17 protein-coding genes, 2 tRNA genes and 2 pseudogenes are annotated in these 22,369 nt (G+C 66.2%); 7 read left to right on the forward strand and 14 right to left on the reverse strand.

Annotation, left to right across the window (positions count from 1 at the left end):
- Nucleotides 1-305 precede the first annotated feature (305 nt).
- The 8 genes from ACILRB_RS02455 to ACILRB_RS02490 form a co-directional block, all read right to left on the reverse strand.
- Nucleotides 306-1,163: an MBL fold metallo-hydrolase gene (locus ACILRB_RS02455; protein ID WP_395664714.1), complete on the reverse strand. Its 858-nt coding sequence runs from the start codon at nt 1,161-1,163 to the stop codon at nt 306-308.
- Nucleotides 1,164-1,182: 19 nt separating this feature from the next.
- A complete protein-coding gene (locus ACILRB_RS02460; RefSeq protein WP_395664715.1) occupies nt 1,183-1,995 on the reverse strand; it encodes a sulfite exporter TauE/SafE family protein in 813 nt (270 codons plus the stop codon).
- Between the two features lie 34 nt (nt 1,996-2,029).
- Nucleotides 2,030-2,950 (reverse strand): ABC transporter ATP-binding protein, encoded by a 921-nt coding sequence (locus tag ACILRB_RS02465; RefSeq protein ID WP_395664716.1) that lies wholly within the window; start codon nt 2,948-2,950, stop codon nt 2,030-2,032.
- Nucleotides 2,940-3,788, reverse strand: a complete 849-nt coding sequence (gene ntrB, locus ACILRB_RS02470) for a nitrate ABC transporter permease (RefSeq protein WP_395664717.1) — start codon at nt 3,786-3,788, stop codon at nt 2,940-2,942. The genes ACILRB_RS02465 and ntrB overlap by 11 nt, the downstream gene beginning before the upstream one ends.
- A 9-nt stretch (nt 3,789-3,797) precedes the next feature.
- Nucleotides 3,798-5,189, reverse strand: coding sequence for a CmpA/NrtA family ABC transporter substrate-binding protein (locus ACILRB_RS02475; RefSeq protein ID WP_395664718.1), 1,392 nt, complete (start codon nt 5,187-5,189; stop codon nt 3,798-3,800).
- 17 nt (nt 5,190-5,206) lie between these two features.
- Nucleotides 5,207-6,562, reverse strand: coding sequence for an FAD-dependent oxidoreductase (locus ACILRB_RS02480; protein ID WP_395664719.1), 1,356 nt, complete (start codon nt 6,560-6,562; stop codon nt 5,207-5,209).
- Nucleotides 6,559-7,638, reverse strand: a complete 1,080-nt coding sequence (locus ACILRB_RS02485) for an acyl-CoA dehydrogenase family protein (protein WP_395664815.1) — start codon at nt 7,636-7,638, stop codon at nt 6,559-6,561. Before ACILRB_RS02485 ends, ACILRB_RS02480 begins: the two co-directional genes overlap by 4 nt.
- Before the next feature lie 88 nt (nt 7,639-7,726).
- Complete coding sequence (locus ACILRB_RS02490) at nt 7,727-8,284, reverse strand: OsmC family protein (protein WP_395664720.1); 558 nt, start codon at nt 8,282-8,284, stop codon at nt 7,727-7,729.
- Nucleotides 8,285-8,520: 236 nt separating this feature from the next.
- Here ACILRB_RS02490 and ACILRB_RS02495 point away from each other — a divergent pair, with 236 nt between their 5' ends.
- From ACILRB_RS02495 to ACILRB_RS02505, 3 genes are all read left to right on the forward strand, one after another.
- Nucleotides 8,521-10,113 carry a sigma 54-interacting transcriptional regulator gene (locus ACILRB_RS02495; RefSeq protein ID WP_395664721.1) on the forward strand — a complete coding sequence of 531 codons (1,593 nt, stop codon included), beginning with the start codon at nt 8,521-8,523 and terminating at the stop codon, nt 10,111-10,113.
- Between the two features lie 219 nt (nt 10,114-10,332).
- Entirely contained in the window at nt 10,333-10,782 is a 450-nt protein-coding gene (gene cynS, locus ACILRB_RS02500) for a cyanase (protein WP_395664722.1), read from the forward strand.
- A gap of 171 nt (nt 10,783-10,953) precedes the next feature.
- The gene (locus ACILRB_RS02505) at nt 10,954-11,196 is read left to right on the forward strand and encodes a hypothetical protein (protein WP_395664723.1); all 243 of its coding nucleotides are present in this window, start codon (nt 10,954-10,956) and stop codon (nt 11,194-11,196) included.
- Between the two features lie 468 nt (nt 11,197-11,664).
- Here ACILRB_RS02505 and ACILRB_RS02510 read toward each other — a convergent pair.
- Nucleotides 11,665-11,740 (reverse strand) — tRNA-Lys (locus ACILRB_RS02510).
- 204 nt (nt 11,741-11,944) lie between these two features.
- On the opposite strand from ACILRB_RS02510, the gene ACILRB_RS02515 reads away from it, so the two are divergent.
- Nucleotides 11,945-13,681 (forward strand): ABC transporter permease, encoded by a 1,737-nt coding sequence (locus tag ACILRB_RS02515; RefSeq protein ID WP_395664724.1) that lies wholly within the window; start codon nt 11,945-11,947, stop codon nt 13,679-13,681.
- Between the two features lie 9 nt (nt 13,682-13,690).
- Nucleotides 13,691-15,028, forward strand: coding sequence for an AAA-associated domain-containing protein (locus tag ACILRB_RS02520; RefSeq protein ID WP_395664725.1), 1,338 nt, complete (start codon nt 13,691-13,693; stop codon nt 15,026-15,028).
- A 159-nt stretch (nt 15,029-15,187) separates the two neighbouring features.
- Here ACILRB_RS02520 and ACILRB_RS02525 read toward each other — a convergent pair whose 3' ends face one another.
- Both ACILRB_RS02525 and mgtE read right to left on the reverse strand, forming a co-directional pair.
- Nucleotides 15,188-15,418: a hypothetical protein gene (locus ACILRB_RS02525; RefSeq protein WP_395664726.1), complete on the reverse strand. Its 231-nt coding sequence runs from the start codon at nt 15,416-15,418 to the stop codon at nt 15,188-15,190.
- Nucleotides 15,419-16,016: 598 nt separating this feature from the next.
- Complete coding sequence (gene mgtE, locus ACILRB_RS02530; protein WP_395664727.1) at nt 16,017-17,426, reverse strand: magnesium transporter; 1,410 nt, start codon at nt 17,424-17,426, stop codon at nt 16,017-16,019.
- Between the two features lie 189 nt (nt 17,427-17,615).
- Here mgtE and ACILRB_RS02535 point away from each other — a divergent pair, with 189 nt between their 5' ends.
- Together ACILRB_RS02535 and ACILRB_RS02540 are read left to right on the forward strand one after the other, a co-directional pair.
- The gene (locus tag ACILRB_RS02535; protein ID WP_395664816.1) at nt 17,616-18,536 is read left to right on the forward strand and encodes a polysaccharide deacetylase family protein; all 921 of its coding nucleotides are present in this window, start codon (nt 17,616-17,618) and stop codon (nt 18,534-18,536) included.
- Between the two features lie 58 nt (nt 18,537-18,594).
- A pseudogene (locus ACILRB_RS02540) lies at nt 18,595-19,239 on the forward strand (UdgX family uracil-DNA binding protein); the annotation flags it as partial.
- Nucleotides 19,240-19,438: 199 nt separating this feature from the next.
- On the opposite strand, the pseudogene ACILRB_RS02545 reads toward ACILRB_RS02540, so the two are convergent.
- The 3 genes and pseudogenes from ACILRB_RS02545 to ACILRB_RS02555 all read right to left on the reverse strand — a co-directional run.
- A pseudogene (locus ACILRB_RS02545) lies at nt 19,439-19,967 on the reverse strand (IS5 family transposase); the annotation flags it as partial.
- A gap of 665 nt (nt 19,968-20,632) precedes the next feature.
- Nucleotides 20,633-20,708 (reverse strand) — tRNA-Thr (locus tag ACILRB_RS02550).
- Between the two features lie 89 nt (nt 20,709-20,797).
- Nucleotides 20,798-22,279 (reverse strand): heme biosynthesis protein HemY, encoded by a 1,482-nt coding sequence (locus tag ACILRB_RS02555; protein WP_395664728.1) that lies wholly within the window; start codon nt 22,277-22,279, stop codon nt 20,798-20,800.
- Nucleotides 22,280-22,369: the final 90 nt, after the last annotated feature.

Here is a 22,369-nt window from a genome sequence, read left to right on the forward strand (position 1 = left end):
GCTCCCGGGGCGCTCCGGAAGCGAAAACATGTGAGGGCGTTCGACGACATAGTGAGTCATCACCTCAGTGTTTTCAAGATATAAGGAGGCATAGTATGGCAGGCTAGGGGGTATACCGTGAGTCTGGGGGACTAGGGGTCGTGGGTTCGAATCCCGCCACTCCGACCATCATGCGTCAGGCCGGCGTCGCAGAGGCGAAGCCATGGGCCGGCCTCTCGCGCCCTCCCCCTCGACGATCGCCCTGCCCTTAAAGCCCTCGGCGGCCTCGTCGCGCTTCTGGGATTACGGCCGCGGCGCGGCCGCCTTCAGAGCGCGTCGAGCGGCAGTCTCAGATATCTGACGCCATTGTCCTCCGGCTCGGGCAGGCGCCCGGCGCGGATGTTGACCTGGATCGACGGCAGCAGCAGCTCCGGCATTTCAAGCCCTGCGTCGCGCCTGGCGCGGAGGGCGACGAAGTCGTCGAGGCAGATTCCGTCTCGTATGTGAATGTTCAGCCTGCGCTGCTCGCCGACCGTGCAGAAAGGCCGCGGCGCGCGCCCGTTCGTGGGATAGTCGTGGCACATGTAGAGGCGCACGTCGTCGCCCATGCCGAGCAAAGCGCGGATCGAATGGAACAGCGCCCGCGCGTCGCCGCCGGGGAAGTCGCAGCGCGCCGTGCCGACGTCCGGCTGAAACAGCGTGTCGCCGACAAACACCGCCGACCCGTCGATCTCGAAGGCGAGATCCGCCGGCGTATGTCCCGGCCGCGACAAAGCGCGGGCGCTGAGCGCGCCGATCTCGAAGGTTTCGCCATCGGCGAACACATGGTCGAATTCCGGCCGTTCGCCGTCCGCGCGCAGGTTGTAGATTTTCTCGAACGTCCTGCGCACGCCGACGATGCCTTCGCCCGCCGCGATTTTTCCGCCCGCGCGCCCCTGCAGATAGGCGGCGGCGGAGAGATGGTCGGCATGGGCGTGCGTTTCGAGATGCCAGACCGCCTCAAGCGCATTGGCCTCCATGAAGGCCTGAATGGCGTCGGCGCCGCGCGTGTCGGTCCGGCCCGATTTGCGGTCGAAGCCGAGCACGGAATCGACGATCGCGCAGGGCGTCCCGCGGCCGGCGTGGACGACATGGCTGAACGTCGAGGTCGACGTATCGAAGAAGCTTTCCACGAGAGGCTGCAAAGTCCTGTCCTTCGGTATTTCAGCCGGACGCCAGCAGCGCCGCGACAGTCTTGCCGACAAGCGCGATCGCCGCGGCTGCGCCGACGGCGGCGAAGATGAGCTGCAGGACGGCGCCCGGCAAACGCGCGGCGATCGAACGGCCGCCGATCATGCCGACGGCGACCGCCGCGACGAACGTCCAGGCGGACGGCGCCACCGCCCCGCCGGAACCAAGGTAACCGGCGACCGCGCTGGCCGAAACCATGACGATCACCATAAGAGAGGTCGCGACCGCGCTGTGAACGCCAAGCTCGCTGACCTGTCGCAGGCTCGGGGTGACGACAAATCCGCCGCCGACGCCGAGCATGCCGCTCGCGAGGCCTGAAAGGCCGCCGATCGCCGAAAACGTGAAGACGCAGCGTGGCGTCCAGACGAAGCGCCCGGTTTGCGGATCAAGCCCGCAGCGCGGGCGCGCCTCGGCCCGATGCGTCTGCGGCGCCGCCAGCGCCTGGCGCGCCATGCGCGCGACCGTATAGAGCAGCGCCGCGCTGAACAGCCCCGTCAACAACGTCGTCGAGACACGCTCGGCGAGCCGCAGTCCGAGCGGGGCGCAGATCATGCCGGCGGCGCCCATCAGGCCGCCCGCGCGGAAGCGCACGAGCCCCCTGCGCAGCCCGTCGACGAGGCCGAGCGACGCGCCCGCGCCGACCGCGATCATGGCGACCGGCGCGGCCTCGCGAAAACTGTAGCCGAGCCCGAGAACGAGCGCGGGAACGGCGATGACGCCGCCGCCCCCGGTCATGCTGAGCGCAAGGCCCACGCCCGTTCCGTATAAGCATGCAAGGATCGACATGGCCGTCTCCTGGCCCGGGTGAACGAAGCGCGGGTCAGGCGACGATCCTGATCGGCGCGTCCCTTGGCCCATCCTCGTCGAGGGATCGGCTTTCGAGCCCCGGCCGCACGACCGCGGGCTCCGTCTCCGGCCCCTCGCCCGCGCCGCCCGCCGCCTGCACGAGCTTCGAGCGACGCACGAGAAAATCGACGAGATGGTTGCGGATCCGGTAGAACTGCGGATCGTGATGCATCGTCTCGCGGGCGCGCTCGCGCGGCAGCGTGTTGACGACGATCTCGGCGAGCCGCGCGCGGGGCCCGTTGCTGAGCAGCATGATCTTGTCGGCGAGAAGAATCGCCTCGTCGACGTCATGGGTGATCATGAGAACGGTCTGATGCGTCTGCGCGCAGATCTTCAGAAGCTCGTCCTGCACGACGCCGCGGGTCAGGGCGTCGAGGGCGCCGAAGGGCTCGTCCATGAGCAGCATCTGCGGCTCGATCGAGAAGGCGCGCGCGATGCCGACCCGCTGCTTCATTCCGCCCGACAGCTCATGCGGCTTGCGGCGCGCCGCCCCCGCGAGGCCGACCATTTCCAGGAATCGCGCGACGTGCTCTGACACCCTGCGGCGCGGCCAGGACGGATATTTCGAGCGGACGGCGAAAGCGACGTTCTGCTCGACCGTCAGCCACGGCAGAAGCGAATGGTTCTGGAACACCACGCCCCTGTCGAGGCCGGGCCCCGTGATCTCGCGTCCGTTGATCGTCGCGACGCCCTCGCTCGGCGCGTCGAGCCCGGCGATAATGTTGAGGATCGTGCTCTTGCCGCAGCCGGAATGGCCGATGACGCACACGAATTCGCCGCGCTCGATGCGAAAGCCGACATGCTCGAACACCGGCGGCTGGTCCTGGCGATAGCGCTTCGAAAGCCCGTCGACGGTCAGGAAGGGCGCATGACGCGTGTGAGGATCATTCAGCATAGGTCACCTTCCTTTGAATTGCGGCGAAGAGCATGTCGAGCATCATGCCGATCACGCCGATCATGAGGACGGCGAAGATGACATTGCCCAGCGAAAGATTGTTCCACTGGTTCCAGACGAAATAGCCAATGCCGGTGCCGCCGATCAGCATCTCGGCGGCGACGATCACGAGCCAGGCGATTCCCATCGAGATGCGCATGCCGGTGACGATGGTCGGCGCGGCGGCGGGCAGCATGACGAGAAGCGCCTTGCGCATCGGGCCGACTTCGAGCGTGCGCGCGACGTTCAGCCAGTCCTTGCGCACGCTGGCGACGCCGAAGGCGGTGTTGATCAGCATCGGCCACAGCGAGCAGATGAAGATCACGAAGATCGCCGATGTGGTCGAATCCTTGATCGTGTAGAGCGCGATCGGCATCCATGCGAGCGGAGAGATCGGCTTCAACACCTGGATGAACGGATCGAACGCCCGGTGCAGCAGGGGCGACGCGCCGATCAGGAAACCGAGCGGAATCGCGACCAGCGCGGCGATGAGATATCCAAGCCCGACGCGGCCGAGCGAGGTCGCGAGCTGGACGCCGATGCCCTTGTCGTTCGGCCCGTGGTCGTAGAACGGGTCGCCGAGCTGACGCCAGGCGATCCCTGCGAATTGCGCCGGAGTCGGCAGGCCGTTGGGCGTCGCGCGCCCCGCCGCCGTGTCGCCCATGAGTTCGGCGTATTCGCGGTCGACCGCGGTGGCCGCGCTTTTCTGCGGCATGGTCGCCGCCTGCCAGACCAGCAGCAGCCCGGCCAGAATCCCAAACGACAGCATGGCGCTCTTTAATCGTGGTGACCCGTTCATGGCGCCCTCCTAGCTGCGCTTGATGGCGAAACCGCCGAGATAGTCTTTGGGCTTTTCGGCGTCATAGCGCCGTCCCATCACGGTAAAGCTCTTGTCGCCGGAGAGCGGCTCCGCGGCCGCCTCCTTCAGGCCGAGTTCGGCCATATGCCTGCGGGCGTCCGTCATCAGAAACACCTCCTTCGCGATGGCGTTGAAATCGACGTCGCCGGCGACATAGCCCCAGCGCTTCATCTGGGTCAGCATCCATGTCGCCATGGAGTACCAGGGCATGGGATCGAAGCCGGCGCGGTCCGGCTGGTTCTGGACGGCGCCAAGGCCGTCCGCATACCGTCCGGTGAGCGCCTGCCGCACCACGATCTCCGGCTGGTTGAGATAGTTCGGCGTCGAGATCGCCTTGGCGATTTCGGGCAGGTTGGCCGGATCGCGCGCCGCCGTCGAGGCGTTGATGATGGCGCGGTAGAGCGCCGCGAAGGTGTTGGGATTCTGTTCGATGAAGGCGGTCGACGCGCCGAAGGAGCAACAGGGGTGGCCGTCCCATATGTCCTTCGACAGGATATGGATGAAGGCGATGCCGTCATAGACCGCGCGCTGGTTGAACGGCTCTGGCCCGAAGAAGCCGTCAATGTTGCCGGCGCGCAGATTGGCGATCATTTCGGCCGGCGGCGTGACGCGCAGCTGAACGTCCTTGTCGGGATCAAGGCCGTATTCGGCGAGGTAATAACGCAGCAGAAAATTGTGCATCGAAAATTCGAAGGGGATGGCGAATTTGAACCCCTTCCAGTTGCGCGGGTCGCGATTGTCCTTGTGCTTGAGCGCCAGGGTGATCGCCTGTCCATTGACGTTCTGGATCGTCGCGACGCGCATTGGCTGCGGCGCCGAGCCGAGGCCCATCGAAATGGCGAGCGGCATCGGCGCAAGGAAGTGCGAGGCGTCGAGCTCGCCGTTCAGGGTCTGGTCGCGCACGAGCGCCCAGCCGGCGGTCTTGCGCAAGGTCGGGGCCAGTCCCTGCTGCGCATAAAAGCCCATCGGGTCGGCCATGATCAGCGGCGTCGCGCAGTTGATCGGGATGAAGCCGATGGTGAGAGTCTTCTTTTCGATCGGCCCCTTTTCCGCGGCCATCGCCTGCATCTGACGCAGGGGCAGCACGCTCGCGACGGCGGCCATCGCGGTCGAAGCGCCGACCGCGCGCATAAAGCTCCGGCGCGTCGCGTCGTGCGGGAACAGCGCGCGCACGGCGGCCGCTTCGATAAAATCGCGCGAGACCGTTTCGGGATCGCTCGCGCGCCGAACCCGCTCGCGCGCGGCTGCGGCGTCATGCTCCTGCGCGTTGGCGTGTCCGCCGCAGGCGCAGCCCCCGAGCCTCGAGCGGGCCGAGTAAGGCGAATAAAGATTGTCGCTCACGCTGTTCGTCTCCCGCTCTATCGTTCCGCGCCGACACGCAGGCTCGCAGCCCGCGCGCCTGCCAGCCATTGCTCCATGTGGAGAAGATGACGATCGTCCTTTACGACGCGCCATTCGCCTTCGGCGCAGGGCGCGCCGCGCAGCTCCACCGACGCCGCGCTCTTCAGCCGCACGACGGGCGGGCTGTGCCGGTAGCCGTCATGCGGGCGGGCCAGAATATGATGGGCGATCGCCTCCGCCTGCCGCGCGATCGGCTCGACGAAGCGGCAGGCCGCGCCTTCGACGCTCGCGCAATCGCCAAGCGCATAGACGCCTTTTGCGCTCGACTGGAGCGTCGCCGGGTCGACCACGATCCCGTCGTCGAAGGCGAGGCCCGCCGAGCGCGCGAGCCGGTCGTCCGTGACGAGGCCGGTCGCCGCGACGACATGATCGACGGTCAGGGTCTGGCCGCAGCGCGTGTCGACGCGCCGCGCGCCGCTCTCGAGCGCCGTGACGCTCGCAACCTCGACGCAGGCGAGATGACGGACGCCGAGCGCCGCCTGGCTCTCCCTGACGCGCAGCGCGGCGGCCTCGGGAAGAAACGCCGAAAGCGGCGTCGCGCTCCGGTGCAGCAGCGTCACCTGATGGCCGGCGCGCGCGAAATCTTCCGCGAGTTCACAGCCGACGAGCCCGGCGCCGACCACCGCGATCCGCTGCGGCCCTGACGCCAGCCGGCCATGCAGGCCGGCCCAGGCGGAAAGATCGTTGACGCTCCAGCACAGCGAGGCCGGAAGCTCCGGCCTCGCCGCTGGGCGCGAGCCCTGCGCGAGCGCGAGCGCCGAATAGTCGAGCGTTCCGCGGGTGGTGCGCAGGCGCCGGCTGCGCGGCGAAACGCCAAGCGCGAAGGTCTGGTCGAGAAGCCGCACGCCGAGGCGGCGCGCCGCCTCGGCGCCGGTTTCGCGAACCAGGGAATCGGGCGTCCGCCCACGGCTCAGCGCGATCGAAAGCTCCGGTTTGCTGTAGCGGTCGGCCCGGCCGCCGCAGACGAGCGTCACCGGCGTCGTCGCGTCGAGGGCGCGGATCGCCTCGGCGACCGCCCAGCCGGCGAGGCCCCCGCCGACGATGACGACGCTCCGCCCGCGCGGCGCAGCGCGCGGCGCGGTCTCCGCCGGCTGCGGGCGTTCGGGCCTGACGTAGGGTTCGAAGTCGCCCTTGCCGACGCCGCACAGCGGGCACTCCCAATCGTCGGGAATGTCGGCGAAGCGTGTGCCCGGCGGCAGGCCGCTGTCCGGATCGCCCAGCGCCTCGTCGTAGATGAGGCCGCAGGCGCGGCAGACATATTGGCGCCAGGGCTCCGGCGGGGGCTCGGGGGCAAGGTTTTGAACGTCGCTCATGCCGGCGTCTCCGCGTTCATCAGGCGATCCATTTCGAAGCGCAGGTGCTTGATCGCCGGCGTGACGATGGCGACGAACTGCGCCTCGCGCATGCGCCGCTGCGGCGCCGCGCTCTTCAGATAGCCGCGCGCGCCCTGATGCAGCATGGCCGACTGCGCCGCGCGCAAGGCGAGCTCGCCGCCCTGCGCCCGCGCGTCGAGCACGTCGATGAGATAGTCCTTCGATCCGTCGTAAGGCGTCTTCGCCAGCGTCAACACGCGCGCGGCGAGCTCTTCCGCCTCGTCCTCGATCTCGTCCGGCCCATCCGGCAGGAAGCGGTTGACGTGGCCGAGCGTCGGCTCGACCTCGCGCATCGATTCCACGGCGCCGGCGACGAGCCCCGTCGCCATCGCGCATTGCAGCAGCACGAAGGCGCCGCGGATGCGCGCGACGAAGGGCCGGGCCGGATCGGCGATCATGGCGTCCTCGCCGACGAAATAATCGACGAGCGGCACGCGCCAGGTGCTGGTTCCCTCCATGCCGGAAAACGCCGGACAGGGCTTCAGCTCGACGCGTCCGTCGAAGTCAATGATGAACATAATCTCATGAGAGCGCCCGCCATCGCCGTTCTCGACCACGGCGATCGCCCCGCAATACTGGCCGTCGCGGATGTGGCTGACCCAGGGCAGAGTCCCGTTGACGAGGTAGCCGCCCTTGACCTTGCGGGCGCGCAGCAGCATCGGTTCGATGCCGGCGAGCGCCTTCACGGGGTTCGACAGTCCGGTGCCGCCGAAGCTGCGCCCCATGGCGTGATCCAAGAGGCGGCTGGCGAGGGCCGGGTTGCCGGACTGTTCAAGGTAGAGCCCGCACACGTTCTGGCACCATGTGAGAAAGCCGGTCGATCCGCAGCTTCGGCTGACCTCATGGGTCGCCTCGAGGGCGAGATCGAAGCGGCCTCCGAACATGTCGAGATGGGGCGCGAAGGCGCCCGCCTCGCCGAGCGCGGCCATGAGATCGATGGGATAACGCCCTTCGTCGATGTGGGCCGCCGCCTTGGCGAGCGGGCCGCGGGAGATCTCGCCGACTCCGGCGCGCATGGCGGCGGCCTCGGGCCAGAAGTCTGTCGGAAGCAGGCATGCGCGCGCGTCGTTCACGTCGGTCTCCTTCTTTCCTGTCGGTTGCGGCTCAGTCCTTGAGCGAGATCTCGAAGGGGATGGGGTTGCGCATCGAGTTGGCGACCGGCGAGAAGTAATTGGCCCGGCGCACGATCTCCTCGAGCTCTTCGCGCGTGGCGTCGCCGTCGATGAGCACCTTCACGCGGATCGCCTGAAAGCCCATGTCTTCCGGGCGCATGTCGGCGCCGCCGGCGCCCCAGGCGGCCGGATTGCCGATGTCGGCCTCAAGGAAGATTTCGAGCCGCGTGAGCTTCACATTCTTCCAGGTGGCGACCGCCGTGACGCCGACGGCGAGGCAGCCGCCAAGGCCCGACAGCACGATCTCGCCCGGCGCCGGCGCGGTGTTCTCGCCGAACAGGTGGAGCGGCTCGTCGACCACGACCGGCGCATGGTCGCCGACATAGCTCAGGCTGCGATACATGCCCTGCATCACGGTATGGACCGTGTTGCGGCCACGCGACTTCGGATTGTTGCGGCCTTTCTCGGCGAAGGCCATCAGCCCGTCGCGGTCGATCGGTCGAAGATAGGCCCTGACGGTGGTTGATTCGGCTTCAATGGCGTTCGACATGAATTTGCTCCAGCGGGTAAGAACGGCGCGAAGGCCGGTCGACAAGACCATGGCAACGTGTGTGCCAGCGCCGGCCACATTCGTAGAAAAATGAAAAAATCAATATATTTCATGATATTAAATAGATTTCACAGGGCGCTGGCCGTGGAATGGCGCCAGCGAAGCCAAAAACAAATTGTCGATATTATCAACATTTGTTAAGATTGCCGAAAGATCCATCCGCAGGAGGCGCGGCGATGAGCGAGACAGGCGCGCGGCCGCGCGAGACGCAGCGCCAGGCGGCCACCTCGGCGGCTTTCTGGCGCACGCAGGAAATGCTTCTCCTGCAACATGTCGTGGCTCTGGCCGGGAAGAAGCTCGCGGCGGACGAGACCTTCACCGAAATGCTGCACCTCGCTTCGGAGCTGCTCGGGCTCAACCGCGGGCGCATCGTGCTGCTTGACGACGACGGAGGCGGCGGCTCGATACGCTACGCCTATGGCCTGACCAAAGCCGAGATCGCGCGCGGCCGCTATGCGCTCGACGAAGGCGTCACCGGACGCGTTCTCGCGCGCGGGCATCTCAACATCGTGCAGGACATCGACAAGGAGCCGGGCTTTCTCGCCCGCGCCGTCCCGCGCGACCGCCTGCCTTCGGGCGTCGTGTCCTTCATCGCGCTGCCGATCCAGATCGGACAGAGGACGGTCGGCGTCCTCGCCTGCCATCGCATCCGCAGGCGCGCGCGGATGATCGCCGACGATCTGGCGATCCTGCGCATTCTCGCGACGCTCGCCGGGCAGCTTCTCCACCTCAAGAGCCACATCGAGGAGAAGACCCGCGTCCTCGAGCAGCACAACGCGATGCTGAAGCGCGCCCTCAACGCCGACGCGACGCGCTATGGCATCGTCGGAGACTCGCCCGAGCTGCTGCGCGCGATATCAGAGCTCGAGCGCGTCTCGGACGCGACCGCCGCCGTTCTGCTGCTCGGCGAATCAGGGTCGGGCAAGGAGCTGTTCGCGCGGGCGCTCCATCTCGCCGGATCGCGCCGCGACAAGCCTTTCATCAAGGTCAATTGCGCGGCGATCCCCGAAGCGCTGTTCGAGTCGGAGCTGTTCGGCCACGAGCGCGGCGCCTTCACCGGCGCGGCCGCCATGCGCGCCGGATGGTTCGAGCAGGCCGACGACGGAACGATCTTCCTCGACGAGATCGGCGAACTGCCGCTCGGCATGCAGGCCAAGCTGCTGCGCACCCTTCAGGAAGGCGCGCTGACGCGGCTTGGCGGAAAAAGCGAGATCAGGATCAACGTGCGCCTCGTCGCGGCGACCAACCGCGACCTCGCCGTCGAGGTCGGCCGCGGCGGGTTCAGGCAGGATCTCTTTTACAGGCTGAACGTCATACCGATCCGCCTTCCCTCGTTGCGCGAAAGGCGCGGCGACATTCCGGCGCTTGCGCTGCACTTTCTGAACCATGTCAACCAGGCCAACCAGCGCAACGTCAATCTCTCCGCCGACGCCATCTCGCGGCTGCAGGAGCATTCCTGGCCGGGCAACATCCGCGAGCTGTCGAACATGATCGAAAGGCTTGTGCTGCTCGCCGACCGACCGTCCCTGTCGGCCACCGACATCGAGCCTTTTTTCGCAGGCGGCGGGGACCCTGGCGCGCCGGCGCCGGCCGCCGCGCCTCCCCCCGACGCGATCGCGCTGCGTCCCTATATCGCCGCGACGTCTCATTCCGCGCAGCAGCTCAGGCAGGCGCTGGCGCAGAGCGGCGGCAACAAGTCGCGCGCGGCGCAGCAGCTTGGAATGACCGCCCGGCAGTTCGTGTATCGGTGCCAGAAGTTTGGAATTTGACCGTTCAGATAATGATCGACAATGTAAACAATTGTGAGCCCAGGCGCCGGCTGCATGGTCCGGGCGCCAGTTTGTAAGCCGCTGGGACGGCAGGCGTTTCAGGCGCGTCGTTGCGGCTGGCATGGCGGTTGCTGAGCGTCTGGGGCATCGCTGGCGAACGCCGCCACCCTTCTCGCCGCCGCGCTTCGCGTGGCGCCCGTCTTTCATATGAGGAATGTCATGATCAAGAATCGCAATGAGGTGACGGAGATGATCGTCGCGGCCAAGGTCGCCAAGGGGCTGACCTGGGCGCAGGTCGCGAAAGCGGTCGGAAAATCGAAGGAATGGACGACCGCCGGATGTCTTGGCCAGATGGCGTTCTCAAAAGCCGAAGCCGAAGCGGTCGGAGCCTTCTTCGGCCTGCCCGACGAAGCCGTCGCCTGGCTGCAGATCGCGCCGTACAAGGGCTCCCTGCCGACCGCCGTCCCGACCGATCCGCTGATCTACCGCTGGTATGAGATCGTCAGCGTCTATGGATCGACGATCAAGGAGTTGATCCATGAGGAGTTCGGCGACGGCATCATGAGCGCCATCGACTTCTCGATGGACATCAAGCGCGAAATCGATCCGAAGGGCGATCGCGTCGAGGTGCGCCTCTCCGGCAAATTCCTTCCGTACAAGAGCTATTGAGCGCGCCATTCCGGGCGCCCGGCTCGGAGCGAGCCCACCTCTCCATCCGGGCCTTCGACCGGAACGGCGTCCAGCATGTCTTCCGGAGGCTCCGGCGCCAGTCTGACCGGCGGCGGAGGCGCGCTTGATGTTTCCCTGTCAAGCGCTAAATTAGAGGCAGGAGGCTCCTCGATGGTTTTGAAACTGCCCCCGGGCGCCAAGGTTGGCCGGTTCGATGGAGAACCCGTCGTATTTGTCCGATCGACGGGCGTCTGGCTGCGCGACGGCGCCTGGACGCCGGATGTAACCGGCGAGGTATTCCACGAAGGCGCAGTCATGTCGGTCGAGGCGTTCAACAAGCGCTGGCCGTCGCTGCCGCCCTTGCCGGAAAGCATGTTCCAGCTCTCCGGCAAGCGTTCCGAAACGGCGGAATAAAACGCCTTCATCTCGGAGCGGAGGCGATCTTTTTCTTCTCCGTTCGGCAGGGATCTGTATCGCTCATATAGCGCATGTCCGCCGTTTCCCCTCGCCTCGAGCAGCGACGGCTCCCAGAGCTGCACCTCGCCCATCATGCCGTCCGGAAACCGCACATAGGCCTTGCGGTCGAAATAGCCTCCGGACGTCGTCACCCAACCTTCATCAATCAGGTCGAATCGCTCTGCCAAGCGCCTCGGCATAGGGCTTCGAGGCGAATTATGAAGTGCGGCGTATCGCAGCCGCCATCTTGGTGAAAGGCTCGGTGAACGCGGCGTTCCCGGTTCAGCCCGCTGATTTTGAGGAAAGTCTTATATAAGACCCTTAAAGGGGTCTTACGGCAGTCTAGCCGAAGCGTTTGTTCACTTGATGTTCTAGGCTGACGGATTTAGCCAATCCGTCAGGTGTCTGAATTTTCAGGAGATTTGATGGTGGGCGCACAAGGGCTCGAACCTTGGACCCGCTGATTAAGAGTCAGCTGCTCTACCAACTGAGCTATGCGCCCATCAAATCCTGCGCTTCGGCTGAGCCGGACCGCTTCGGAGGCGTCCGTGTAGCAAACCGAATCTGGCCTGTCCAGCGCCAATTGCCGCGCCGTCGCCCGCGCCGCGCAGGACGGCGGGCCGTCATCTTGTCGTCGTCTCGCTTTTGGACCATGGCCTAGGCTGAAAAAGACGCGCCGCGCGTCTTGTCCACCGCGCAGGCCGCCATGACGCCGACATCCGCCCTTTCAGCGCTCGGGCGCCGCACGCTGCCGAACCGCTACGATCTGTTGTGGACGGCCCTCATCTTTGCGGGCTTCATCGCCATCGGGCGTTATTCACGCGGCCTGACGCTCCCGATCCACGATCCCGCCTCGACGGTCTCCTCGCTCGACTACGCCGGCCTTCCCTACTACGCCATGCGCACCACGCTGCGCATGTTCGCAGCCATGGCCGCCTCGCTCGTCTTCACCTTCGTCTACGCCACGCTCGCGGCGAAGAGCCGGCGCGCCGAAAAGGTGCTGGTGCCGCTGCTCGACATCCTGCAGTCGGTGCCGATTCTGGGCTTTCTGTCCTTCACGATCACATTTTTTTTAGGGCTCTTTCCCGGTTCGATCCTGGGCGCGGAATGCGCCGCGATCTTTGCGATCTTCACGTCGCAGGCCTGGAACATGACCTTTTCGTTTTACCAGTCGCTGCGCAACGTGCCGCGCGACCTCGACGAGGTTTCAACCGGATTTCGCCTGACGCCGTGGCAGCGGTTCTGGCAGCTCGAAGCGCCCTTCGCCATGCCGGGCCTCATCTGGAACATGATGATGTCCATGTCGGGCGGCTGGTTCTTCGTCGTCGCCTCCGAGGCGATTTCCGTCGGCGACACCACCATCATGCTGCCCGGGATCGGCTCCTATCTCGCGCTCGCGATCAACGAGCGCAGCATCGCCGGCGTGCTCGCGGCCGTCGCCGCGATGGCGGTCGTGATCCTGCTTTACGACCAGCTGCTGTTTCGCCCGCTTGTCGCCTTCGGGGCGCGCTTCCGCGTCGAGCTTTCGGCCGGCCAGACCGAATCACGCTCCTTCGCGCGCGACCTGTTCCTGCGCTCGGCGTGGCTGCAGACGGGCTTTCGCCCGATCGCCGAGGCGCTGCGCGCGGTCTCTTTCTGGCGGCTCGACTGGCTCGGCGGCGCCGGCGCGCCGCAGGCCGCGCGGAGCCGGGCCATGTCGTTCGCCTTCGACATCCTGTGGTACGGCGCAGTTCTCGCCGGCGTCGCTTGGTCGTGCTGGCTGATCTTCGACTTCGTGCGGGCCGAGATCTCGCCCGCCGAATTCGGCCGGGCGCTGCTCTACACCCTGTACACGCTGGCGCGGGTCATCGTGCTCATCGTGCTCGCGACGCTGGTCTGGGTCCCGATCGGCGTCTGGATCGGCCTCAGGCCGCGCGTCGCCGAGGCGGTGCAGCCGCTCGCCCAGTTTCTCGCCGCCTTTCCGGCGAACGTCGTGTTTCCGATCGCGGTGATCTGCATCCTGCGCTTCCATCTGAACCCGGAAGTGTGGCTCAGCCCGCTGATCATTCTGGGCACGCAATGGTATATTCTGTTCAACGTCGTCGCCGGCGCGGCGGCCTTTCCGAACGACCTCAAGGAAGCCGTCAGGGGCTTCCGCATCCGCGGCTTCGACTGGTGGTTCAAGGTGATGATCCCGGCGATCTTCCCCTATTACGTGACGGGCGCGCTCACCGCCTCGGGCGGGTCCTGGAACGCGGCGATCGTGGCCGAGCATGTGCGCTGGGGCGACGACGTGCTGACCGCGCAGGGCATCGGCTCCTATATCGCGATCGCCACCGACGCCGGCGACTATCCGCGCATCGTGCTCGGCGTCGCGCTGATGTCGGTCTTCGTCATCCTGTTCAACCGCATGCTCTGGCGTCCGCTGGCCCTGCTCGCCGAACGCCGGCTTCGTCTCGATTGAGGGCTTCCCATGTCCGACCCCATCTCCGCCCCTCAGGGAGCCACCGCCGCCGGCGCGCCGGTGATCGTGCTTGAGAACATCGTGCAGCATTACCGCACGGGCTCGGGCGAGACCGGCCCGCGCATCCTCGACGACGTGTCGCTGACGCTGCGCGAGAACGAGATCGTCGGCCTGCTTGGCCGTTCGGGCTCGGGCAAGTCCACGCTGCTTCGCATCGTGTCGGGCCTCACGCGTCCGGCTTCGGGCTCCGTCGCCTATCTCGGCCAGCCGGTCGAGGGGCCGATCGACGGCGTCGCCATGGTGTTCCAGAGCTTCGCCCTGTTTCCATGGCTCACCGTGTTCGACAATGTCGAGCTTGGCCTTCGCGCCAAGAAGGCCCCGCGCGAGGAGGCGCGCCGCCGCGCCCTCAAGGCGATCGACGTGATCGGCCTCGACGGCTTCGAATCGGCCTTCCCGAAGGAGCTTTCGGGCGGCATGCGCCAGCGCGTCGGCTTCGCCCGCGCGCTCGTCGTCGATCCGAACATCCTGTTGATGGACGAGCCGTTTTCAGCGCTCGACGTGCTGACGGCCGAAACGCTGCGCACCGACCTGCTCGACCTCTGGGTCGAAGGGCGCATGCCGATCAAGTCGATCCTGATGGTGACCCACAATATCGAGGAGGCGGTGCTGATGTGCGACCGCATCCTCGTGCTGTCGTCGAATCCGGGACGCATCGCGGCCGAGATCGCCGTGAGCCTGCCCCATCCGCGCAACCGGCTCGATCCCGAATTCCGCCAGCTCGTGGACCGCATCTATGCGCTGATGACGCAGCGGCCCGACCCGACGGCGACGCGCGAAGGGCTGTTCGCCGGCCTCGGCGTCGGCATGTCGCTGCCGCACATCTCCACCAACACGCTGGCCGGCATGATCGAGGAGATCGCCGCCGATCCCTATTTCGGCAAGGCCGACCTGCCGGCGCTGGCCGACAGCCTGCAGATGGAGATCGATGAGCTTTTCCCCGTGGCCGAGACGCTGCAATTGCTGCGCTTCGCCGAGCTCGAGGAAGGCGACATCAAGCTGTCGCCGGCCGGGACGCGCTTCGCCGACATGGAGACGGACGAACGCAAGAAGCTGTTCGGCGAGCATCTTCTGGCCTTCGTGCCGCTCGCCGGGCGGATCAGGGCCGTGCTCGAGGAACGGCCGAGCCATACGGCGCGCGCCGCGCGCTTCCTCGAAGAACTCGAAGACCATATGTCCGACGACTATGCCGAGACCACGCTTCGCAGCGTGGTCAACTGGGGCCGCTACGGCGAGCTTTTCGCCTATGACGAAAACTCCGAGCTGTTCAGCCTCGAGAACCCGCAATAGGCGTATCGAGCCGACGCGTCTCGCCCTGCCCGTTTGGTCGTCAGCGTTTCGGCCGCGCGCCTTGTTTCCCCCGGAGACGATGTCGCGGCGCAGGGACGTCCCGGCCGGGACCGCCCTTTCCGCGACACGGCTGCGCGGATCTGAACGAAGAAGAAGCGGCTACCGATGCGGCGGCCGGAAGATCGGCAGCCGTTTTGCGCCCTGCGCCGGCAGAAGCTGCGCATTTTCGGCTTCGACGCCGAGGCCGGGCGCCTGCCGATATTGTCTGGCGACGTCGGGCGCCACGCTTCGCCCGGTGCGCATCGTCTGGGCGCCAGCGACATCGGCGACAGCAAGGTGAGGCGTCGTCACGGCGAAAGCAGCCATGATGACCGCGGAATAAATTTTCATCTGAGGCGCTCCCCGGTTTGTTCTGTGAGCCACGCGCCGTTCGATCGCGTGCGGCGTCCGCCGACATATTGGCGAGCTCAGCCCGGTTATTTCTGTTTGTGGCGATTTCGGACAGAGTCGATGGAGGCGGCCGAACATTCGACTTGGTGACAAAGTAATAACGCGATTGAATAATTCTCAATTATATTATAAGTTGCGACTATATTTGCATTAAAATAACGTTATAACTCGATAAAATAGTATGTATTTAAATATATATGACGCAATTCATCATGATGACGCGCATGATAGAACGATTATCAATGTTTTAATTATTTCTCAGTTTTCACGCAAAATTTACATCTTAATTAAGAGCACAAATAATTTAATGACGCAACACAAAACTATAAAATACCACATTTATTTATGGCGTGCGGTCATGCCAGGGCCTAAACATGCTGCTAACGCTCTCAAATTCGTGGATTTCTTAGCAATTGCAGCAATGACGCCGACGAATTGAGAGAAAGAGAGAACAGGCGCTTTCGACAACTGAACCGCCGGCGCCTCAGAGCGCCGACGAGGCTGCCGTCCGCCGATCGCGCCCCGCGCCTTCCCGCTCTCATCCCAGCCCGAACCAGAGCGTCGCGAAGCCGAGAAAGGACGAGAAGCCGACGACGTCCGTCACCGTGGTGACGAAGGCCCCCGAAGCCACCGCCGGATCGACCCGCAGCCGCGCCAGAATCTGCGGAATGAGAATGCCGCCGAGCGCGCCCGCGACGAGATTGGTCACCATGGCGAGGCCGATGACCACGCCAAGCCCCGGCATGTCGAACCAGTAGCCGGCGACGATCCCGGTCAGCACGCCGAAGCCGACGCCGTTGACGAGGCCGACCATCACCTCGCGCAGGACGATGCGCGCGGCGTTGGCGCGCGACAGTTCGCGCGTCGCGAGCGCGCGCACCGCTACCGTCATGGTCTGGGTCGCGGCGTTGCCGCCCTGGCTCGCGACGATCGGCGCGAGCACGGCGAGCGCCACCATTTTCTGCAGCTGCCCCTCGAACAGCCCGAGCACGGCCGAAGCGATGAAAGCCGTAACGAGATTGACGAACAGCCATACGAAACGGCTCTTCGCCGTCCACAGCACGGTGTCGGAGAGCTCCTCCGACTCGGACACGCCGCCGAGCGCCTTCAGATTGGCGTCGGCCTCTTCCTGAATGACGTCGACGACGTCGTCGATGGTGACGACGCCGACGAGCCGCCCGGCCTCGTCGACGACCGGCGCCGAAACCCGAGTGTAGCGCTCGAACAGGCGCGCCACCTCCTCGCGGTCCTCCGTGACCTCGATCCGGCGCCGGTCGGCCGACATGATGTCTTCGAGCAGGGCCTTGCTCTTCGAACGCAGCAGCGTGTCCAGAAACACCGTTCCGAGCAGCCGGTGGCCGGGATCGACGATGAAGATCTCGAAGAACGAATCCGGCAGGCGCTCCTCGTCGGTGTCGCGCATGACGTCGATCGCCTGCCCCGCCGTCCAGTAGGGCGGCGCGGTGACGAAGGTCGTCTGCATCAGACGGCCGGCCGAATAGTCGGGATAATGCAGCGAGCGTTCGAGCTGGGCGCGGTCGATCGCCGGCAGCGCGTCGAGAATCTCCGCCTGGTCCTCGGGCTCGAGATCCTCGAGCAGGGTCACGGCGTCGTCGTTTTCGAGGTCTCGCACGCCTTCGGCGACTTCGCTCGCCGGCAGCTCCTCCAGGATTTCGTCGCGGATGTTGGCGTCGATCTCGGTCAGCGCGGCAAAGTCGAAGCTGTGCCCCATGAGCCGCACGAGCCGCACGCGCTCTTCGGGGTCGAGCGCCTCGAGCAGCCCGCCAAGGTCGGCCTCATGCAGATCGGCGGCGAGCACGATCGCGCGCGGCCCGTTCTCCTCGGCGATCGCGGCCTTGACCTCGGCGAGGAACGCTTCGCGGACGGCGCCGTCTTCGTCGTAGATCGACTGCGCCTCGGCGAGGTCTTCGTCTCCGGCTTCGGCCATGTGCGCCCTTCATCCCTGTCGTTCGCGTTGAATGGGTTCATAGAGCGGTTTTGCCGGGCCGCAAGACTCAATCGCCGGGGCGCGGCGTCAGCTTTGGCGCGCGCCCGCCGCATTTGCGGCCTTGACGCGCCAGCCCGCCGCGGCGAACCCTCCGCACGGATGAACGACGGAAAGACAAAGCCGGTGCGCATGATCCTGGCCGCGAAAATTTTCTTTGGGACCGCTTTTCTTGCGGGCGCCTTTCTTGGCGGCCCGCTCCTTGCGGCTCCGGCGCAGGCCGCAGGCTGCGGCGACGGCGCGCTCGGCGTGGCGCGCGTGGTTCAGGTCGGGACGCCGCCGGGCCAAAGCCTCGCCGTCGGGCTCAAGAGCTATCCGCGCACGCTCGCCCTCAAGGATCGGGAAGTCGTTCTGACCTTCGACGACGGCCCCCTGCCCGCCACAACGACGAAGATCCTCGACGCGCTCGCCGCCCAATGCGTCAAGGCGACCTTCTTCCTTGTCGGGCGCAACGCGCAGGCCAATCCGAAACTGGCGAGACGCATCGTGGCCGAAGGCCACACCATCGCCCACCACACTTTTTCCCACCAGATCCTGCGCAACATTTCCGAATCAAGAGCCAGGGAAGAAATCGAGAAGGGCTTTCGCGCCGACGAGGCCGCGGCGTTCGGCTCGGGCGGGCCGCCGCACGGCTCGCGCTTCTTCCGTTATCCGGGCTTCGCCGACACGCCCGAGCTCAACGCCTGGCTCGCGACGCAGGGCGCGGTCGTGTTCGGCGCCGACGTCTGGGCTTCGGACTGGGTGAAGATGACCCCGCAGGAGGAGCTTGAACTCGTCCTGAAGCGTCTTGAAGCCTCAAAGGGCGGCATTCTGCTGATGCACGACATCAAGGCGCAGACGGCCGCCATGCTGCCCGAGCTCCTCGGCGAGCTGAAGCGGCGCGGATACGCCATCGTCCATCTCGTTCCGGGCGACGCGCCGCCGCCGCTGCGCGACGCGCCGCCGGGCTGGTCGTCCGAGACGCAAAAATTCCTACAGGCTCCGGCCTCGTCCAGAGCGACGCCTGCGCCGCCGGCGGACCTCGCGCGCCGCCCCGCGCGAGAGTCTCCATGAAAGGCGCCGGAACGCTTGAGAGCCGCATTCGTTGGCCGACGCCCGATCGAGGGGCGCGGAGGGCGCCATGCCGTCGAAACGCAGTCCCGACGAAGCGGCCGCCTCGCTGTTCGACGCGGAGCCGGCGTCGCTCGCCGCGCTCAACGACATGATCGCCGCGATGGATCCGCTGAGCGCTGGGGCGCCGCGCGCTGTGCCTGGCGAAGGGCCGGTCGGCGCGCCGATCGCCTTCGTGGGCGAGCAGCCCGGCGATCAGGAGGAGACTCAGGGGCGCCCCTTCGTCGGCCCGGCCGGCCGGCTTTTCTCGCGCGCTCTGGAGGATGCGGGGCTCGATCGCAAGGCGTGCTATCTCACAAACGCCGTCAAGCATTTCAAATTCCAGCAGCGCGGCCGGCGGCGCATCCACGAGAAGCCTTCCGCCGGCGAGGTGAAGCGCTACCGCTGGGCGCTTGAGAAGGAGCTTGGCTTCGTTCATCCGCACATTGTGGTCGCGCTCGGCGCGACCGCGGCCCTTGCGCTCGCCGGCCGCAGCCTGTCGGTGCTGCGAGAGCGGGGCCCCTTCGGCTTCGATGGACGCCGGGGCTATGTCACGGTGCATCCGTCCTTTTTGCTGCGCCTGCCCGACGAAGCTTCGAAGCGGCGCGAATATGACGCCTTCGTCGAGGATCTGCGACGCGTCGGCGCGCTGGCGCAGGAGCTCTGACCCGTTCCCGGTCGCGACGCGTCCTTTTCGCCCCGGCGCGACCGTTCGAATGGGTCGCGTCCGGCGCGCCGGTCAACCCGACCGCCGCAGGGCTGGGCCGGGCGCTTCTGTCGCCTGACGAGCCGGCATGCGATCGAAGGGCGGACGGCAGAAAAAGCGAAAAAGCGGGCTGCTGTCGAGGTCGGCTTAGGGTCCAGACTCATAACCAGTAGCTGACAGTCGCAGCGATGTGGACGGCGGCGAGGAAATTCGCGGCGCTTCTGTCGTACCGCGTTGCGACGCGCCGAAAGTCCTTCAACCGGCAGAACATCCGGTTTCGGTAAAGGACTGGCGAAAAGCAGTTTTTCCATTTCCGGCTGGCCTTGGGTGGGATGTTCGGCATCGCGCCGCGATCCTCGACCTGGCGGCGGATGGCGTTGGCGTCATAACCTTTGTCGGCGTGGAGAATGTCGCAGACGGGAAGCTGTGTGAGCAACGCCGCGCCAGCGGTGCAATCGGCGACATGCCCGCCGCTCAGTATGAACGCCAGCGGGCGACACAGGGCATCGGTCAGCGCGTGGATTTTCGTCGTTCGCCCACCCCGCGAGCGACCAACCGCCTGATTTTTCTCCCCCTTTACCGCCTGCGGCCGAGCGATGCGCCTTGACCGCCGAACTGTCGATCAGAACCTCGGCCGGTGGCCCGCCCGCTTGCGCAAGAGCTTGAAACAAGGCCGTCCACACGCCCTTTGGCACGTCGGTTTCGGCTTGGCTTGTGGCGGCCGCCTTTGAGAAAATGACCACCGCCAACATGGTTCGCGCGGCGGACGCTGCCAGCGATCAGGAGATGGCGAAAACTGAGGCCTCTGACGAAGCCGTTGGGGCGAATGAACAAACTCCAGCCTCTCCCCGCAGGTTTTTTCGACCTCGCGACGAGGCCGTCGAGGAGGCGGAACTGACGGCGTGATCTCAGAAAAGGGGGCCGGCTTAGCAGCCGGCTCCAATCTAAGCCATCTCGCCCGCCGTGGCTGATTCCTCAACGAAAACAGAGGGCTCAGTTTTGAGCCGGGGTCGGCGGCCGAATTTTCGACCGTTCAAAGACAAAGGGTTAGATGATCCAAACTTGGATCATCTCTTGAGCCCGGCTAGGCGACGGTGCTGAGCGCAGTTTTGCGCCCTTCAAAATCAAAGGGTTAGCCGGGCCGAAATCTCAGCCCAGTGAAATCAGGCCGTTAGCGGGAGGCCGACGCCAAAACGGCGTCGGTTTAGCAAGGCAAAGAGGCTGAGTCGCTGGGCTGAAATCTCAGGCTGGGCGCATAAACGAAATTCTGCATTCCGGGAGTGTCCTGGGAGTGCCCCGACGATAAAATGGAGATGCCAAGATGCGGTTTTGCACCTTAAGTCTTTGAAAAGACTGGTGCCGCAAGAGGGATTCGAACCCCCGACCCCATCATTACGAATGATGTGCTCTACCGGCTGAGCTATTGCGGCGTACGGCTTCGTAAGCCGCAGCGACACTCCCTTAGCGACAAGCGCGACGATCTGCAACCGCCCTCTGCGTCACAAGCGTCTCGTTTGGCTCATTTGGCCGTCTTGAAGAGATCGGCGAGGTTTCCTGGCTTTTCGGCGGCCGGTCCCGCGCCCGGTTCCGGCGAAACCGTGTCAGAGTCAGGCTTCAGCTCGAGCCCGGACGCTTCGGGCTCCTCGAGCAGCAGCGGCTCGCCCGGGCCTGGCAACGGCGCGAAAATCGCGTCTTCGGTCTCGTCCGCGGCCGGCAGGCGCTCAAGCGGCGCGCGCCATTCGAAAGCGTCGAGCCGACCTGTGACGGGCGACACGGGACGCCATGTGGACGACACCACCCCGTCGGCGACCCAGATCGGGTCGCGCGGCGCGTGCGACGCCCGCGTCAGCCATTCGCGCGCATATCCCGCCGCCCCATGTTCGGCGTCCTCCAGCTCCGCCATCAGACGGCACATGCGCGCGGCGGGCCGGTCCGGACCGTCGACGAGCGGCTGCATCGCCTCGCGCGCGGCCGAATAGTCGCCGGCGTCGAGCGCGGCGCGGGCGACGAGGAGCTTGCTTTCGGCCTCGCGCGGGGCGAGCTGCGCGAGCGCCATGGCGCGCCTGCGCCGCTCTTCGGGCGAATCGGCCGGGCGCATTCCGAAATAGATCCTGGCGAGCTCGGGATGCGGCGTCGAGGGCCAGGCGCCTTCGATGAGCTTTTCAGCCTTGCGCGTGTCGCCGGCTTCATGCGTCAGCCTGGCGGCGAGCGCCACGGCGGGCTCGAAGGTCGGGGCGCGCTTCAGCGCGGACTTCGCCAGCGACAGCGCGTCCGCAGGGCGGGCGTCAGCCGCTTCGATCGCCAGCGCCGTCTCGAGCACGGCGCGGCGCCTTTCGCGCGCCTGATTTTCTTCGGGCGATCCGTTCACGGCCTTGTCGAGCGTGACAAGCGCGCCGCGCCAGTCGCCTGCGGCGACCCTGTGATCGAACTCCTCCTTGCCGGCCCAGGGCAACAGCTTGAGCTCGCGCGCCGCCTCGGCGCAGCCATGCGCGGTCTCGAAGTCGCCGCGACGCTCGGCCTCGACGTAAAGGCCGCGCAGGCCGAGAAGGCGCGTGTCGGGGCGCTTCGCCATTTCCGTGAAGACGGCCTCGGCCTGCGCCGGATCGCCGGAGAGCTGGGCCGCCTGGGCGCGCAGCAGCAGCGTCAGCGGATCGCCCGGCAGCTTCCTGTGCGCCGCCGCGGCCGCCCGCCGCGCCATCTCGGCGTCGCCCTCGGCGACGGCGATCATGCCGCGGGCGATCGCGGCCTGTCCCTTTTCGCGGCGACGCAGGCGCGAGGCCGTGGTCGTGAACGAGGGAATGTTGAAGACGAAACGCAGCAGGGCCCAGGCAACGCTGACGAGGACCGCGAGGCCAAGCGCCACGGCGACCCCCATGAGCACGCTGGTTTCGACCGTGTAGCCGTACCAGCGGAAATGAAGTTCGCCGGGATGCTCGATCAACCAGGCCTCGCCGACGGCGAGGGCGACCAGAACGGCGAGAAAGATGAGGACGCGAATCATGGGCGGGCCGCCGGATCTTTGGGTTGCGGGCGCAAGGCGCGTCGCCTTCGACGCGCCGTCCGCCGAAACGGAGACGTCGCGCGACGCGCC

It is taken from the genome of Methylocella sp. (assembly GCF_044226135.1).
GTDB lineage: Bacteria > Pseudomonadota > Alphaproteobacteria > Rhizobiales > Beijerinckiaceae > Methylocapsa.